Origin of the sequence: Paenibacillus sp. B1-35 (assembly GCF_050474385.1) — a bacterium.
Lineage (GTDB): Bacteria > Bacillota > Bacilli > Paenibacillales > Paenibacillaceae > Paenibacillus_B > Paenibacillus_B alvei.
In genome coordinates this window covers 777,824-794,852 of the sequence record NZ_JBCHVJ010000001.1, presented here as the reverse complement: position 1 = coordinate 794,852, position 17,029 = coordinate 777,824, and the positions used below count along the sequence as shown (strand labels likewise).

The window sequence follows — 17,029 nt, the reverse complement described above, 5'->3', positions numbered from 1 at the left end:
CCTGGATACCGAATCTGAATTGGTTTGGCTTATGGCTTTTTTAGAAGTTGCTTTTCTTGAGGTAGAAAAAGAACAGAACACCATCTGTTGTATTGCGTGCACCGTAATTAACCTCATGTAGTTCCAATATTTTTTTGGAAATGGCTAGCCCAAGGCCAGTTCCTCCAGTAGAACGATGGCGGGAAGCTTCTCCCCGATAAAAGCGATCCCATATTTTCTCGATTTTCTCTGACGGTATATGGACACCTGTATTTTCAATACATACCTTCACCGATTCCTGTTCCTCATTCATGGAAATATGAATGGAATGCCCCTCTGGAGTGTAGCGTATCGCATTATTGATAAAGTTGACGATGACTTGACCGATGAGGAGCTGATTGGCCACGACTTCGATCGGAGCAAGGGATACATGTAAGTTCAATTGCTTTTTTGCGATTTCTGCAGAGAGCTTCTTACACGATTCATCAATGACTGTATCGATACGGAATGTGTCCAGTTGTATTTTATAGGTACCTGATTCATATTTCGCTAATTTCAACATGTCCACGATGAGAAGATCCATTCTCTTCACTTCACTCTCCATCGCAGCAAAGTAGTAATCCTTCTTGTGATTCGCTACCCCATCTTTCAATATTGACAGACAGCTCTGGATGACACTCAGAGGGGTTTTCAATTCATGTGACACACCGGAAATGAATTCCTTGCGTGTATGCTCCAACTGCTTTTCCTTTTCAATGTCATGCTGAAGCTTTTGGATGTAGGAATGCAACTTGTCCGATAGCTCATTAATATTGCGGGAGAGAGCCCCGATCTCATCCTTTGACGTAATCGGAAGCTTTTCAGAGAAATCCAGCTCCGTTATTTTCTTGGTCATTTGATTGATTCGCAATAAAGGTCTGGCGATACCTTTGGAATAATAGAATGAGGCCAGCAATATGAGCACCAGAACGAATACAATGAGATAAACATAATAATCCTGGATCATCTGCACGGCTTCATCAACTGGCTGCAGGGAGGTCATTGCAAATAGATATGCGTCCTTCCCCTCTTTGTCTTTTATAGGCATAACTAACTGTTTATATTTGATCTCATTCTCTTCGTACGCACCCTCTAATGCAGCGGTTGCCGCTTCTACATTCTTCAATAGCAATTCTGCTTGAAATGCTCTGATTCGGTCTAAGAACAGATGGTTCGAATAAATGAATCGTATAGGTTCATTTTTTGCAGGAAGTGTCGTTTTCGTTATGGTACCGGTTAAGTAAAGACTGGGGAATTTCTCATTATTCCAATCTTCTTCATTTCCATTTGGAAAGAGCTCATGTTCTTTGTTTGCAATTTGATTATTCTCCCACGTAAGTGCGAAGTTATATATGCTCATTCGATAAGGAATAACTTCTATCCCTTTTCTAAGGACTTGAATTACGGCGTCGGTCCCTTTTCGTAGAAATTCATGTCCTTGTCGGATTCCCTGAAAATCATTAAAGCTATATAAAGGGATTGTGATGGTTTTGGCAGCGAAATCCCCACCACTAACGCCATTTATTTTCACTTCGATCGAGTCATCATTGCTTTCTTTTATATTGCCGAGTTGATCAAGTACAGTTACCCATGTATTATGCTCTCGATAAAATTCCTGTTCCAGCCGCTGTATCTCTACCGTGTGATTGTCTGGGTTAGCATAGTTTTGAGCGAATGCTTCAAGGCTTGCTTTCACATTCTCTACCTTTTGATGGACATAATATTTCTTGAAAAATACGGTTTGGCCAAAATAAATGATGGCGAGGATAAGCAAACATAGCGCTGTTGTTAACACAAATAATTTGAATACGATCCCTTTTTTCATGTTATCTCCTCAAATTTATAGCCAGACCGAACAACCGTAACGATGCAATCAGATTTGTCCCCTAGTTTTTGACGCAAATTCCGTATATGACTGTTGATCGTCCGTTCATCGCCTTCATAGTCATAACCCCATATTTTCGTTATCAATTGTTCGCGCGTGATAATAATCCCTTTGTGCTTCATTAAGTACGCAAGTATTTCAAATTCAGTATGAGTCAAGCTGCAGCTAACTCCATCTACTGTAACCGTACGAGACTGCACATAGACTGAAATGCCGCTGCTAGTGATCATTTCGTTGTCCATTTCTTGCATTTGTCGGTTTACTAGCAATCGCTTCGCTCGTGCGAGTAAGATTGGAGGGCTGTAAGGCTTGGTAACGTAGTCGTCTGTCCCCAGTTCAAACCCGAGCAATGTATCGTCCTCATCTACGCGAGCGGTCAGCATAATAATAGGAACATTTGAAATTTTTCGAATCCGACGACATACAGACCAACCATCTAATTCTGGCAGCATAATATCAAGAATAAGCAGATCCACGTTATTTTCCTGAAATATTTGTAATGCTGCTTTGCCATCCCCTGCTTCTAGAACGTTATATCCTTCGTTGCTAAAATAGTCTTTCATAATTTCCCGCAATATATGCTCGTCTTCGACGATTAGAATGGTTTTTGTCATGATTTATACCTCGTTGATTGTTGTAAAGTGAATGCTAGCTGATCATACAAGAAGTTTAACCATGATCAAGTATATTTTTCAACCGATTCGTCGGGGGAATGCATAATGCAGGGACAGAAAAACAATGATAACTGTGATTGAATACCATTTATGAGAAGGGGATTTTTCACCATGCATTCAGATTTCGAAAACGCATTTACACGCATTCACCTGTTGTATCATGCGAATCAACATGCACTTGCACCTGAGGAGATCCAACCTGAAATGAACAGCCACGGCTATCAATGTAGTCCACAGCAAGTAAAACAAGAGCTGGATCATCTGACGAGCGAAGGTTATCTAACGATCACAGGTTCCCTATACGATATTACATTAAGAGGAAAGGATGAACTTCGAAGCGTTCAACAACATCTGGAGACATTATATCAAGAAGTCGCAAAGCGTAAAGTATAAGCAGCTTCTTATATCATCAAAACCAATCTTCCATACGGTTTGTAATAACCGGGCAGAAGATTGGTTTGAATCCATTAACCACTAGGTACCCACTACCCATAGTTTTTTATTTTTACTTACAAAGAAAAAAACCGATCGCTATAAGCAGATCGGCTATTCATAATTAGTTTGCCAATTCTCCAAACAGCAAGTCGATAATTTTCTCATCCGCCTTACGGTTCTTCCCCTTGTATGGATAGCAGTGGATATGAATGGCTGGGTTAAAGTTGATCTCAATAATACTGTAATTGGAATCGGATGCTTCAATTGTAATATCATCAATCATCATGTCTACTCCACATAAAGTAGCCCCTGCGGCCTTTGCTGATTCAATGGCTAATCTCTTATAACTTTCTGGAATTTCATCGGTATAGTCAAGACTATCTCCACCTGTACTGATATTGGAGTTTTCCCGTAAATAGACAACTTGACCTAAGGAAGGGATCTCACTCCATTGATGGTTATGATTCTTTAAGTACATGGTTTCTGCTTCGCCTAGCTGTATTTTCTCTAAAGGCGTCTTATAACCGCGACCCCGTAGCGGATCTTTATTCTTTTCATGGACGAGCTGCTCAATCGTGTGAACTCCATCACCCACGACATTCGCCGGTACGCGATGCAGTATCCCTACAACTTCATCGCCCATGACTAGGAATCGATACTCCTTACCTGTCATGAATTCTTCAAGCAGAACCGTCTGATCGTATTTAAACGCCATCTCGAATGCTTTTTGGTAGTCCTCTTTCGTGAACGAACGATTAAATATGGTGATACCTAACCCAAAGTTGGTGGACTTCGGTTTAATGACGATAGCTTTGTCACGGTACGTTTCATAGGCAGCCAATGCCTCTTCCTGACTACGGAAGGCATCCCCATTCGGTACTCGAATGCCACGCTCTTTTAGAACTTCTTTCGTCACAATTTTATTCTCCATGATCAATACCGTACTGTAGGAATCAAGCGATGTCTTGGTAGCCTGCTTTACATATTCCTTGTGATCTCCCTTAGTAAGCAGAACGAAATTTTCGTCTCGGTCGATTAATTTGAACGTAATCCCACGTTTCATAGCTGCCTTTAGAAGCAATTGAGTCGATAATTCTAAATCTTCATATCCAACAAAACGGTACCCACTCTTCTCGCTCTCTTCGGCATACACTTTGGCTTTAGCCAGATGATATTTCATATAAGTGGATTTCTGAATGTCCGACTTAATCCTGTAGGCAAAGCACAACTCGGGATAAAGGATTTTTTGCATCTCCCCATCTAGGATTTGGATCAACTCTTCCCCGTCAGGATTCAAACGCCGCACCATTTCTTGCATCTCACGGATACAAGCAAGTGCCATCTCCTTCATCGTGCTGCGGGAGCCCCTAGAATCATATAAGTTCCCTTCCATGCCTCCCGTGATCACCTGATCATGATTGAGATCCGCCATCTTCTGGTCTTCCGTACCGAAAGGCTCATCTTCTTTGAGCAGCATAAAGAGAATGAATAGGTGGATAACATACATCGTATCTTTACTAATCCCAATCTTATGTAGTGGATTGAGATCAATCAAGCGCAGCTCTAAATAAGCTACTCCGTCTTCTACAAGTTCTTGCAAAGGATTCAACCCTTTGGCTGTTTTCAAGCGAACGGGGCTGTAGAATTCCTTTGCATTTAGCAATTCGCCCTGCCGAATTAACCTGTTCAAATCCCGAACGTAGTCATGTGTTGAATCAAAGGATACATAGAACGGTTTTTCATTCCGATAGCCACATACACTATTTCGCAGCGAATTCATATTCGGGAAGTAGTAGCTCTTGTTATCATCTGAATGGCCTAATGACACACACTTGTCGATATAGGTCTTATCAAAGACTGGACTTGCCCCTGTTAAATAGATGAGCAACCAACGGTACCGAAGCAGGTTGCGTGCGATCTTAAAATAAATTGCATCCTTGAAGTCCTTGTAGGCTTCACCTTGCCCTAGCGTTTCATGCAACTTTCGTAAGAGCCGTTCATCAAACGAGAAATTATAATGGATTCCACTTAGCAGTTGTCTTTTGCGACCATACTTATCTGCTAATTCATGTCGGTATTCATCCGCAACAGGATCATTTACCTTAGCAATAGGAATCTCTTTTTCATCAGGTAAGATTGGAGGATTACTGCTTGGCCACAAGTACTCCCCATCAAGCTCTAATGACACAATATCATGGATAGCTTCCATGAATCGATAGGTCTCTTCAATCGAGTCAAAAGATGGGGTAATCATCTCGATCTGACTCTCTGAAAAGTCGGTTTGGATATAGGGATTCTCCGTTTTACTTCCAAACGTCTTAGGATGTGGGGTTAGCGCCAATTTACCTTCATGATCTACCCTAACATTCTCTTTCTCTAAGCCAAATTGACCTCGAAACAAGTCCATATTTAACGATTTATCGACGATTTGTTGTATGATATCACGATGTAGCAAATTCACATGTTGAACCTTCCTTCATTCATATGTTAAGCCGAAATTTGTGGAACTTTCATTTTGCGCAGTGTTCTCCTAAACCAGAAGATCAAAACGATTCCCTTGAACACACTGCTTAATGCAATAGACATCCACACCCCATTCAAGCCGAATGGTTCGGATAGAATCAGAGCCAGTGGTATTCGTAATGCTGTAAAGGTAATGCTGAAAATCGGTGGGATATGGGTTTTCCCGATTCCGTTAAAGGCACCTACCGTCATAAGCTCCATGCACATAAACAGTTGGGAATAACCAATGATCCGCATATAATCCGTCCCTAGCGCTAAACTCGCCTCATCAGATAAAAATACAGAGAAGAGCTGCCCAGGGAAGAGAATAAAGATGATCGAAATAAAGATACCGAATCCCGATGTCAGCAGCAAAGCTTGTTGGTATCCCTGCTGGATACGATCTAATCGACGCGCTCCATAATTTTGTCCGAAGAAAGCAGCAATAGCGCCTTGCAGCCCACCTATGGTCATGTAGGAAATTGATTCAATCTGAATACCGACTTTTTGAACCGCAATTGCATCCGAACCAAAGCGCACAATGATCTTTGCTATGATGATGGAAATCAATGTGAAGGTCACCCGTTGAATGGTGATCGGTAGTCCCAGTCGAATGACTTCTTTCATAAGGCTGCTATTCCATGCGGATGATTTGGTAATCAACTCGGAATGTCTTGTTCGAATAATAAATAATACCGTCACAAGAAGGTTTGCCATCAAAGTCGCAATAGCTGCCCCTACAACGCCCAATCCTTCAAATGATCCTACGCCAAAAATCAGTAAAGGATCGAGAATGATATTAAGAATAAGGCCAACCGTGAAGATATGAAACGGCTGCTTGCTGTTTCCCATCGCATTCAATATGGTCGCGAACAACATATTTACGACGGAAAAGACAGTACCCAAGATGGAGATTAATAAGAACTGCTTTGCCATCAATTCAACTTCACCACTACCTAAATCAAAGAACCCGACAAGCTGATCCTTTGTCAAAAAGACGAATGCCATATAAAGAAGGCTTAGCAAGACAGACATAATGAATCCATTTTTGATATAGGTCTTTGCTTTATCGCCCTCGCCTGCTCCCATACAATGGGACACCTTTATCCCCGTTCCGATCGTTATCATTGTGGCCAAAGCGATCGCTAGATTAATAAAGAAGCTCGCCGTCCCAATAGCTGCAACAGGGCTACTTCCGAGCCTGCCGACCCACATCATATCGACAAGTCCATAAGTTGTAGAGATGAAGTTGGTCGCTATGATTGGAAGTGATAGCTTCATCAAAGTCGGCATTATCTTACCTTGGGTTAAATCAGTTGTGCCTTTCATGTTACGTACTCCTTCATGCCCTAAGTAAAAACCGACCACAAGGGTCGGTTCAAAGCGTTGATTATTTTCCTTCTACTAGGAAACTTTCGATTCTGGCTTTGATTGCATCTCGCACCTCACGGAATTGAGTCATGATTTCCTCTTCGGTTCCAACGGCTTTCGCCGGGTCATCAAATCCCCAATGCCATTTCACCACTCGGGGATTTGAGATCGCAGGACAGTGCTCATCCGCATGCCCACAGAGGGTTACGACATAATCTGCACGATTGAGAGTCTCAGAATCGATCACATCAGAGGTGTGGTTCGATATATCAATTCCAGCTTCATTCATCACTTGAACCGCTCTTGGATTCAAACCATGCGCCTCTAACCCTGCACTCTTGACCTCGTATTGATCGCTGCCTAATGCTTTTAGCCATCCATCTGCTATCTGGCTCCGACAAGAGTTTCCTGTACATAGAAAATAAATCAATGGCTTACTCATCCTTAATCTCTCCTAGCTCTTACTTATTTCGTGCAGACTCGAAATACTTCCGCTTTATCCACAGCGATACATTTACAAGCCCGATCAATACGGGCACTTCAACGAGCGGCCCAATTACCGCGGCGAATGCAACTCCTGAATCCAGACCAAATACGCCAATCGCTACAGCTATCGCCAGTTCGAAGTTATTGCTTGCAGCCGTAAATGATAAGGATGAAGCCACTGGATAGGAGGTTCCTGACTTTTTCGATAAGAAGAAGGATACTAAGAACATCACCACAAAGTAGATGATCATTGGAATCGCAATACGAACTACATCAAGTGGCAGCTCAACAATTAATTCTGCTTTAAGCGTGAACATCAAGATAATCGTAAATAGTAGTGCAATCAGGGCCAGTGGACTAATCTTCGGAATTAACACTTGTTCATACCACTGTTGACCCTTCAGCTTGATTCCAATCACACGTGTCAGCAGCCCTGCTGCAAACGGAATTCCTAAGTAGATTAGCACGCTCTCTGCAATCTGTCTCATGGAGACATCAACAACAGCGCCTTCAACCCCAAACCAGCCTGGCAGCACTGTAATAAATACATACGTAAAAACGGAATAAAACAGGATCTGAAAGATCGAGTTGAATGCAACAAGACCTGCTGTGTAATCAGGATCTCCCTTAGCCAGATCAGTCCATACCAAGACCATCGCAATACATCTTGCAAGCCCAATCATAATTAGTCCGATCATGTATTCATGCATATCATTTAGAAACAAAATAGCTAAGAAGAACATCAGAATCGGACCGATAATCCAGTTCTGCACTAAGGAGAGAAGGAGTACCTTCCAATCCTTAAACACCCGTCCAAGCTTTTCATACTTCACTTTTGCAAGCGGCGGATACATCATCACAATCAGACCTATAGCTAGCGGTACCGAAGTTGTTCCCATTTGCATGCTGGAAAGTACTTCGGAGAAATTAGGAACCTGATACCCTAACCCTAATCCAATGGCCATTGCCCCAAAGATCCAAAAGGTGAGATAGCGATCCAGAAAAGAGAGTCTCTTGGTGTTACCTTGACTCATAACATCCACCTCCTTATTCACACACCAACGCGTTTAATTTTTCCTGCTCTTTTTCCCCTACCTTCGGCAAATATTCAATTGCTTCTTTTAAATGAGGTTTACCCTCAATGGAAAGAGAATAAAAAATCCACTGTCCTCTTCGCTCCTCGACCACTAAACCCGCGTCCTTTAATTTACGAAGATGCTGGCTAATATTTGGTTGAGTCGTTTGCAATAGCGCAACTAAATGACAGACGCACATCGGTTGTTGAGATAAAAGTGAGACAATTCTAAGTCGAGTTTTATCACCTAACAACTTAAACTGTTCTGCCATTTCTTCTATTGAGATTATCATGTGCCGATTCACCTCCTTGATTTCATGCTTATTATATAAGCGATTACTTATATAATCAACTGATTATTTATTGATGTCACACAATGTTCTTGTCCATTTTCGGTTAACGATAAAAAGCCTGTCATCCATTCAGCCCCTTTTTTAGATCCACTTTGATGAAATTTATCGGTAACAACGCGATTGATTCATTTTTATTAGTTTTCTTCTAGTTAAGAACGTGAATGAAATCCTCGAGCGTCCGTTCTCCCTATTCCAAAATCCCGGTTCTTCCCTTACGGCTTACCTCAAATCTTGATTTACATTTGAGGACATGGTATTTTTACCTTAACTGATAAAATTAATATGCAGCGAATAATTAAGAAAAAAATTTCTTCCCTAGAAGGAGGAAAACAATGTTTCTAAGAAGTGTAACGATCTTAAAGGAAAGAATGAATAACTTTCATGCGTATCCATTTTCCCTGCCGTTAATAAAGAGGATGGAATCCATAGATTTTTCAAATAAAGTTACTTTTTTTGTAGGTGAAAATGGTTCGGGCAAATCGACACTATTAGAAGCGATGGCCTATCAATGCGGGTTCAATACAGCAGGCGGAGGAAGAAACAATGCCTATTTTGTAGAGTCTTCTGAAGCTGCGCTTGGGAATTTCGTAAGATTATCCTGGTTCCCTAAAATAACTACGGGCTTTTTTTTGAGAGCAGAGTCTTTTTATGAATTTGCTTCACACATCGACCTCATAGGGGGATATCATTCGTATGGTGGTCGTTCCCTTCACAGCCAGTCTCACGGTGAATCTTTTCTGAGCTTGTTCAAACATAGATTCAAAGAAAGAGGAATATACTTGTTAGATGAGCCAGAGGCAGCACTATCACCAGCAAGACAACTGTCGCTGCTTCGAATAATTAAGGATCTGTCTGATTCATCACAATTCATTATAGCAACTCACTCACCTATTCTATTAGGTTACCCAGACGCCCAAATCATCAATTTCGATAGCAACCCTATATCACAGATCGCTTATGAAGATACCGATCATTATCAGATTACCCGGAGGTTTTTAGAGAATCGGCAGATCGTACTTAGGCATTTATTTGAAGATTAAAGGGATCGATAACTATCGATCCCTTTGTTTGTTTCTGCTATTCTATTTCACCATATCATCTAAGGCCTTCCATGCATCAACAAGGCCATGTCCATACAGTCTTTTTTCACCCATTTCGGTAGCTGTCCTATCCAAAATCTTACGGATGTCTTTGTTATCAAGTTGGGGGTTAGCCTGCCAAATCAGGGCAGCTACGCCTGCCACATGCGAAGAGGCCATTGAGGTGCCTAGGTTCATCGCATATTGGTTATTCAGTGACGTAGTAAATATACTTGCTCCAGGAGCCATCAATTCTAGGTCTTTACCCGAGGCCGAATAAAATGTTCGTTCATTTCTGCTATTTATTGCCCCTACAGCGATAACCTCTTTATATGCAGCAGGGTAAGCGATTGTATCGCCTTCGTTGAATCCATAATTTCCGGCGGCTGATACCAGTAACAGCCCCTTTTTGTAAGCTTCTTTCACAGCTTTCTTCAGTATTTTGCTGTCTGTAGTCGTCTCCAAGCTCAGATTAACGATGTTCATTTTATTTTGAATGGACCATTCTATCCCCGACACTACATCACTAATATTTCCATTAGCATTTGAATCTAAGACTTTAATTGCATACAGTTCAGATTCCGGGGCAATACCTAGGATACCTATATCATTATTTCGGGCACCGATAATTCCTGCCACTGAAGTGCCATGTCCGTGATCATCTAAATAATCTGGGTTTCCGTCGACGAAACTTATACCACCGAATACCAATAGATCGTCATGTTTATAGTCAATTCCAGAATCTATGATTCCAATCTTTATAGATTGTCCAGTAAAACCTTTCTCTTGAACTTTCAACGCATTTACTTTTTCAATTCCCCAAGGGATTTCCTGAGTTGATTGTGATAAGGGGACTGTCCCTTCAGGGTTTATGCCGCTCTCGGAAAGAGCTTCGATTTCTGGTGTACCTTTGATTTTGAGATCTGGCTCATAAAATTGAATTTGGGAGTAGTCGTTTAGTTTCGAAGCCTTGCCCTCTGAAATTTCCACCAGTACAACAGGCATTTCTTGATATTCTCTTACTATCTTGCCTTCCAGAGTATGAATTAGGTTGTAATCAATCGAGGTCTGAAATGAAATTAAATACTTTGTTTTAGCTTCTTGAGCTGATATGTATTCCTCTGCAAAAGTAAAAGATGCAGCCAACAAACATATTAAAAAGAGAAAACAGAACTTTCTCATAATAGGTCACAACCAATCTAATCGAAATGTATGGTTATTTACGCTTGGGAAAGCAGATAATCACAAACCTCAATCTGCATTCCTTGGTCTTTCATCGCTTTTATTAAAGACAATAGCAGGTCATCATCTGTAACAGGCCATATATCTATGATTGCCTTTTTTACGTCATCCAATTGAATGGATTCATCACTGAATAAAAACGCAGTGGAATAACCCTCTTTCTTGAGACCAGAAGGTAATCTATTGCCGACGAGCTTTTCGGATAAAGCCATAAACAACCTATTGATCCGAGTTTGTTGATCAGGTGTCATGCCGTAGGACAAAATAAAATCGTAGTAAGGATAGTTTCCATTGGAGATCTTACAGATCGATAAACGTAACACTTTATCTTCCAATACATTTATTTTTTCTTGCATCTCAAGAATTTGATTGCTTTGATTTCTAACTAGTTCTATTAACTCCGCAAGTCGTTGTTCCATTGTTCCATTCACCTCAAGTGCTAAATAGAAAGGGAGGAACATTGAAGATCCCTCCCCCTCTATATTGAATTTAATTACAGCAGAAGCCAGTCAACTGTCGTAGCAATTGCTTCAGCAATTGCCACACCGTATGAATCAGGAACACCTGCCATGCGAAGGCCATCAAGAACGATGGTTCTGATCGTTCCAGTCGCATAATCCCTTGCCGTATCGATTTTGGCTATTGCATTATCGATACCTTTCATGATTTTGCTGGAGTTGTTGGCAAAATATTTTGCCGTATCTTTATCAAGCCATTTTACAACATTGTAGAGTACATCGCCACCGGTTTTAACGGCTCCCTTAATTACACCGAGAGCACCTCTAACCAGCACACCCAACTTTCCGGAAGCTTCCACTTGTCCGTCCGTAACATTAACAGCTACAGATGTTACAGGGATAGTCTTTGCAGCAGCAAATGCTTGTGTTACCGGGAGAATTGCACTACAAGATAGTACAGCGGCCATTGTAGTGAGTATTAATGATTTCTTGAACAATTGGGAAACCCTCCTGGAATGAAAATGTGTGATGGAATAAATACCCATCACCGACAATGATTATATCATTCCATATTTAACCAAATTAGGTTCTAATGCACTATTTTGAAAACTATGAAATAAAAATTAGTGTAGAAAGCCCTGTTATATTGTCGAACTGCCAAAATATAAGATGTCTCCCTTCGCAACGAACGTGCCAAGCATGAGAGAGCTGGTGGCTCGATAACTTTAAACAGTATGGGGATTTATAAATAATCCAGATGGTTATGAAATATAGATAAATTAACGTTATAAGATTGTTTTACAACCCCCTAGTCGCTGTATAAATTACCCAATTAGATGTGAAAGATAAAGCTATCTATGATAAGGAGGTTTTTATTTTGGCGGAACCAAAAGATATGAATGCTTCAAACGAACAAGATGTAAAGCGTGAGACATTGACAACACGCCAGGGCCATCCTGTGAAGGATAACCAAAACATCCGTACAATTGGTAATCGCGGTCCGGCTACACTTGAAAATTACCATTTTATCGAAAAGATTTCCCATTTTGACCGTGAAGAGATACCGGAACGCGTCGTTCACGCACGAGGAACAGGAGCATTTGGATATTTTGAAACATACGGAAAAGTTGGAAACGAACCCGCAGAGAAGTATACTCGTGCAAAAGTATTTTCGGGTGCTGGGAAGAGAACGCCACTTATGGTTCGCTTCTCTACAGTTGCAGGGGCGAAGGATTCGCCAGAAACGGCTCGTGACCCACGCGGGTTTGCGGTAAAAATGTATACAGAAGATGGAAACTGGGATCTAGTCGGAAATAATCTTAAAATTTTCTTTATTCGTGATGCGATGAAGTTTCCTGATATGATTCACGCGTTTAAAGCAGATCCAGCCTCGAATGTGCCGAACCCTCAGAGGATGTTTGATTTCGTTTCCCGTACACCTGAGGCAACGCATATGATTACCTTCCTATTTTCTCCATGGGGTATACCGGCAACATACCGTCACATGCAAGGTTCCGGTGTAAACACCTATAAATGGGTAAATGACAAGGGAGAAGCTGTGTTGGTGAAGTATCATTGGGAGCCGAAGCAAGGGATCCGTAACTTAACACAAGAAGAGGCAAACGAGATTCAAGCGAAGAACGTCGGCCATGCGACACAAGATTTATATGAAGCGATTGAGCGTGGCGATTATCCGGAGTGGGAGCTCTTTGTACAGATCATGGAGGATGATTATCATCCGGAGCTCGATTTTGATCCGCTTGATGATACGAAACTTTGGCCAGAGGATAGGTTCCCATGGTTGCCGGTGGGTCGGATGGTTCTTGATCGAAATCCAGTAGATTTCCATTCTGAGATTGAGCAAGCAGCCTTTGGCACAGGGGTTCTCGTTGATGGAATGGATTTTTCAGACGATAAAATGCTGCAAGGCCGTACTTTTTCTTACTCTGATACGCAGCGTTATCGAATAGGTGCGAATTATTTGAAATTGCCTGTGAATGCGCCAAAAGCGCCTGTTCGCACGAATCAGCAGCGTGGCCAAATGGATATCCGTGATCCGAAAGAATCTGGAGGAAATCCACATATTAACTATGAGCCATCCATGCTCGGCGGCTTTCAGGAAGCAAGCAAGGAAGATCGTGTACCACACCAACCTATGTATCATGCGGCAGCAATGAGTGCGCCAATTGACCGTCCTAACAACTACGGTCAGGCTGGACACACGTACCGTAGCTTTGAAGATTGGGAACGCGATGAATTGATCAAAAACCTTTCTGAAGCACTTGCAATTTGCGATAAACGAATCCAAGAAGCTATGATAGATCACTTCACACAAGCCGATGAACAATATGGCCAACGTGTGAAGGAAGGTATTGAAAAGAAAATGAAAGAACTTCAGGAAATAAAGGCGGAAAATAAAGTGCCTGGCCAGGAATCGGGCAAATCGAAATATGGTCAAGGTACATTATCTGCGAACGAAGCAACAAAAGATGCTGTAAAGAAAAGCCACGAAGCCGATCCCTATTAATTAACGGTTCACCGTACAAGATCATAAAAGGCAGCTGATCAAAGGAAGTCGGCTGCCTTTAACTGTCTTTCTTGGGCTATCGTTATTATTCGTCCAACCGTTCTGGCCCTAAGTCATACATTGGGCTACCGTTTATCAAACTCTTGCAACATCCCTCTTATTTGTTCAACCAGTAATGCGGGCGCTTTCTTGGGTGAACCAGCATCGAATGGAGGTTGAGGATCATATTCCAAAATCAATTGGACCCCTTTACTGATATCTTCTCCGAACTCCCATGCTACTATATGGAGTGCCATATCGATACCCGAGGATACACCGGCTGCTGTAACGATTTTACCCTGTCGAACCACTCTCTCATCAGTTGGAATGGTGCCAAGCGATCTGAGCAGGTCAAAGGCTCCCCAATGACAAGTGGCTATGGTTCCGTTTAATATGTCTGCGGCGCTTAAAATCAAAGATCCGTTACAAACTGACGTTGTCCATTTCGTTGTTTTATGGATTTGACGAATCCAATTTAACGTAACTTGATCATTCATTGGAGTTTTATAATTTGGCGGACTGCAGCCTGGAACAACCAGAATATCAGCCGAATCAACTTCAGAAAAATCGTAATCGGCGTGCAAATATCCCATACTTGAGTCCAATTTTATTAACCCTTTTTTCTTAGCGACAAACTTTACTTCACATTTCATCGTTGCAGCAAATACCTCGTATGGACCAATTGCATCTAATGCTGTGACTCCATCGAAAAGCATGATTGCGATTTTCATAATGATTCCTCCTTCGTTAACTAAATTTCTGGTGTCAATTTACTCTTCTCATCTCCATTTAAAAGAGACCGATCAGTCCCTTTTATGGTAACTTACTGTATGTTCATGTACAACTGAAATATGTTACACTTTTTTAACAGAATAAATGATGGAGGATATTATGCGTAAAGGTGAACAGACACGAAGGCACATCGTCCTAAAATCGGCAGAATTATTTAATCAGAAAGGGTATGCTGGCTGTTCATTGCATGACATTATGGAGGCTACAGGACTGCAAAAGGGGGCAATTTACCGGCATTTCAAAAGTAAAGATGAGATTGCTTCAGAGGCGTTTGATTTCGCGATTGAAACGGTCGCTCAACATTTTGCTGAAGCGATATCCAATGCTACTACCGTTCAGGGGAAAATAGGCTCCCTTTTTGATGTATATGAAGATGTAATAAATAATCCCCCAATAAAAGGGGGATGTCCGTTGCTGAATACCGCCGTAGACAGTGATGATACCAACTCGCTTCTAAGGGAAAAGGCGCTTCGCGTGCTCCGCACCTTTCTCAACATGATTGAAGAGATTATCGAAGAAGGTATTCAACTCGGAGAGCTAAAGCCTAATATCGATACAAAAGCGGTGGCTTCCTTCATTGTTGCAATTTTTGAAGGAAGTATTATGGCTAGCAAACTAGAAAGAGATAATAAACACGTCGCCTACAGCAAGCAGCAGGTACAGCATTATTTATTGATGCTACAAACGGATGCTAAATCCTAAATTACATGTTTTTGGCGCGACCCCGATTCAGAGAGTGACCATCATTGGAAAAAGGAAGTGCTCATGCAGATCCCCGAGCGGGTCTGCTCCCGTGTTTCAGAAAGCCCGGATCAAGCTCATAGGCAGCAAGCCCCGGCTTTTACATTCAGCAATTTTCTTTTATATAAGACGGATTGTCAAGCTAAGTACGACAGTTCATCCATGAAAGCTTCGAGAGCAGACATCCAGCCTAGACATTTAGAGGACAATTGTTAAGGAGATAGAAACGCCCCATAATATGGTGGAATTGCTTGAACTAAGTGCCAGCCTTCCTGTTATATGAAATATGCTAATCCTCTAGGAACAACCAGCATCGCCTCGTTAGTTCCCTACTTGATATACTTCAGTCTAACGCTTAATTTTTAGGCTAGTACTTCTATTTTTTGCATCACTTTAGAAAAACCGTGGTGTTCGCAGCTCCTACTATCATGATGCTAGTCAATCAGCCATCTACACCAACGAGCCCCTTTCGAAAAAGAGGCTCTTAGCTTAGTAGCTTACGAGAATCTAGTCTGTTTTCCTTACTTCCACCATTGGTCGAATGGTGTTACAGGCAGTTCCCGTTTATGTTGTGTCACCGCGTAGCGGTTCTCAATACTCAATTTCGCGTCTGGAGCAACTTCGTTGCCGATTAGGTATTCATCAAGTACGGCATATTCCAAACCAAGCTCAGTTTCATCGGATTGCTGCGGTTTGTTGTCGAGTAGATCGGCTGTTGGCGTCTTCAGATATAGACGTTCTTGTGCGTGCAGCTCGATCAAGAGTTCACGCCCTTGACTTTTTGTAAGTCCAGCTAGCGGGAGAATATCAGCTCCCCCATCACCAAACTTGGTAAAGAAGCCAGTGATTGCTTCTGCGGCATGATCGGTTCCCACTACAAGGCATTGATGCTCGCCTGCGACAGCATACTGTGCAATCATTCGCATTCTTGCCTTCACGTTCCCTTTGTGGTAATCCGTAAGGGCTTTTCCGTCAGCACTCTTATATGCTTCTGCAAATACATTTACAGGAGCCTCAATATTGAACGTAAGCGTATCATCAGGAGTAATGAATTGCAAAGCAAGCTGGGCATCATCCTCATCTTGTTGTCTCCCATAAGGCAGACGGATCGCAATAAACTTGGCTTCATAGCCTTCTGCACGAAGCTCTTCAACCGCCAATTGGGATAATCGTCCTGCAAGTGTCGAATCCTGCCCCCCGCTGATTCCTAAGACAAATCCTTTCGCTCTAACTGTACGGCAATAATCTTTAAGGAAATCTACCCGAATACGGATTTCTTCCGCAGGTACAATCGTATGTTTTACATGCAGTGCGTTGATAATATCTGTTTGCTTATTCATATCCCGCTTCCC

Annotated in this window: 16 protein-coding genes; 4 read left to right on the top strand and 12 right to left on the bottom strand. The window is 41.9% G+C overall.

Going from position 1 to position 17,029, the window contains the following annotated elements:
- Positions 1–40: 40 nt before the first annotated feature.
- Positions 41–1,843, bottom strand: coding sequence for a sensor histidine kinase (locus tag ACQ5BJ_RS03530; protein WP_430108578.1), 1,803 nt, complete (start codon positions 1,841–1,843; stop codon positions 41–43).
- Entirely contained in the window at positions 1,840–2,517 is a 678-nt protein-coding gene (locus ACQ5BJ_RS03525) for a response regulator transcription factor (protein ID WP_005550681.1), read from the bottom strand. Before ACQ5BJ_RS03525 ends, ACQ5BJ_RS03530 begins: the two co-directional genes overlap by 4 nt.
- Positions 2,518–2,688: 171 nt before the next feature.
- Between ACQ5BJ_RS03525 and ACQ5BJ_RS03520 the strand changes: the two genes are divergently transcribed.
- A complete protein-coding gene (locus ACQ5BJ_RS03520) occupies positions 2,689–2,970 on the top strand; it encodes a hypothetical protein (RefSeq protein ID WP_005550679.1) in 282 nt (93 codons plus the stop codon).
- 163 nt (positions 2,971–3,133) lie between these two features.
- Here the strand turns inward: ACQ5BJ_RS03520 and gshAB are convergent, their stop codons facing one another.
- The 5 genes from gshAB to ACQ5BJ_RS03495 all read right to left on the bottom strand — a co-directional run bounded on the left by gshAB (position 3,134) and on the right by ACQ5BJ_RS03495 (position 8,739).
- Complete coding sequence (gene gshAB / locus ACQ5BJ_RS03515; RefSeq protein WP_430108574.1) at positions 3,134–5,473, bottom strand: bifunctional glutamate--cysteine ligase GshA/glutathione synthetase GshB; 2,340 nt, start codon at positions 5,471–5,473, stop codon at positions 3,134–3,136.
- A 26-nt stretch (positions 5,474–5,499) separates the two neighbouring features.
- Complete coding sequence (locus ACQ5BJ_RS03510) at positions 5,500–6,843, bottom strand: MATE family efflux transporter (protein ID WP_430108571.1); 1,344 nt, start codon at positions 6,841–6,843, stop codon at positions 5,500–5,502.
- A 61-nt stretch (positions 6,844–6,904) separates the two neighbouring features.
- Positions 6,905–7,327 carry an arsenate reductase (thioredoxin) gene (arsC, locus tag ACQ5BJ_RS03505; RefSeq protein WP_005550675.1) on the bottom strand — a complete coding sequence of 141 codons (423 nt, stop codon included), beginning with the start codon at positions 7,325–7,327 and terminating at the stop codon, positions 6,905–6,907.
- Between the two features lie 19 nt (positions 7,328–7,346).
- Positions 7,347–8,405, bottom strand: coding sequence for an ACR3 family arsenite efflux transporter (gene arsB / locus ACQ5BJ_RS03500; RefSeq protein ID WP_005550674.1), 1,059 nt, complete (start codon positions 8,403–8,405; stop codon positions 7,347–7,349).
- 13 nt (positions 8,406–8,418) lie between these two features.
- A complete protein-coding gene (locus tag ACQ5BJ_RS03495) occupies positions 8,419–8,739 on the bottom strand; it encodes an ArsR/SmtB family transcription factor (protein ID WP_005550673.1) in 321 nt (106 codons plus the stop codon).
- Positions 8,740–9,131: 392 nt separating this feature from the next.
- Between ACQ5BJ_RS03495 and ACQ5BJ_RS03490 the strand changes: the two genes are divergently transcribed.
- The gene (locus ACQ5BJ_RS03490) at positions 9,132–9,839 is read left to right on the top strand and encodes an AAA family ATPase (RefSeq protein ID WP_262866719.1); all 708 of its coding nucleotides are present in this window, start codon (positions 9,132–9,134) and stop codon (positions 9,837–9,839) included.
- A gap of 42 nt (positions 9,840–9,881) precedes the next feature.
- On the opposite strand, the gene ACQ5BJ_RS03485 is transcribed toward ACQ5BJ_RS03490, so the two are convergent.
- The 3 genes from ACQ5BJ_RS03485 to ACQ5BJ_RS03475 all read right to left on the bottom strand — a co-directional run bounded on the left by ACQ5BJ_RS03485 (position 9,882) and on the right by ACQ5BJ_RS03475 (position 12,075).
- A complete protein-coding gene (locus ACQ5BJ_RS03485; RefSeq protein ID WP_430108566.1) occupies positions 9,882–11,060 on the bottom strand; it encodes a S8 family peptidase in 1,179 nt (392 codons plus the stop codon).
- A gap of 38 nt (positions 11,061–11,098) precedes the next feature.
- On the bottom strand, positions 11,099–11,539 hold the full coding sequence (locus ACQ5BJ_RS03480; protein ID WP_430108563.1) for a hypothetical protein: 441 nt from the start codon (positions 11,537–11,539) through the stop codon (positions 11,099–11,101).
- A 74-nt stretch (positions 11,540–11,613) separates the two neighbouring features.
- Positions 11,614–12,075 (bottom strand): hypothetical protein, encoded by a 462-nt coding sequence (locus ACQ5BJ_RS03475; protein ID WP_268620684.1) that lies wholly within the window; start codon positions 12,073–12,075, stop codon positions 11,614–11,616.
- 398 nt (positions 12,076–12,473) lie between these two features.
- On the opposite strand from ACQ5BJ_RS03475, the gene ACQ5BJ_RS03470 reads away from it, so the two are divergent.
- Positions 12,474–14,105, top strand: a complete 1,632-nt coding sequence (locus ACQ5BJ_RS03470; RefSeq protein WP_238555921.1) for a catalase — start codon at positions 12,474–12,476, stop codon at positions 14,103–14,105.
- Between the two features lie 125 nt (positions 14,106–14,230).
- Here ACQ5BJ_RS03470 and ACQ5BJ_RS03465 read toward each other — a convergent pair whose 3' ends face one another.
- Entirely contained in the window at positions 14,231–14,875 is a 645-nt protein-coding gene (locus ACQ5BJ_RS03465) for a DJ-1/PfpI family protein (RefSeq protein ID WP_430108559.1), read from the bottom strand.
- A 160-nt stretch (positions 14,876–15,035) separates the two neighbouring features.
- Between ACQ5BJ_RS03465 and ACQ5BJ_RS03460 the strand changes: the two genes are divergently transcribed.
- Complete coding sequence (locus tag ACQ5BJ_RS03460) at positions 15,036–15,638, top strand: TetR/AcrR family transcriptional regulator (protein WP_430108556.1); 603 nt, start codon at positions 15,036–15,038, stop codon at positions 15,636–15,638.
- A gap of 560 nt (positions 15,639–16,198) precedes the next feature.
- Here ACQ5BJ_RS03460 and nadE read toward each other — a convergent pair.
- Positions 16,199–17,017: an ammonia-dependent NAD(+) synthetase gene (gene nadE, locus ACQ5BJ_RS03455; protein WP_005550655.1), complete on the bottom strand. Its 819-nt coding sequence runs from the start codon at positions 17,015–17,017 to the stop codon at positions 16,199–16,201.
- Positions 17,018–17,029 lie beyond the last annotated feature (12 nt).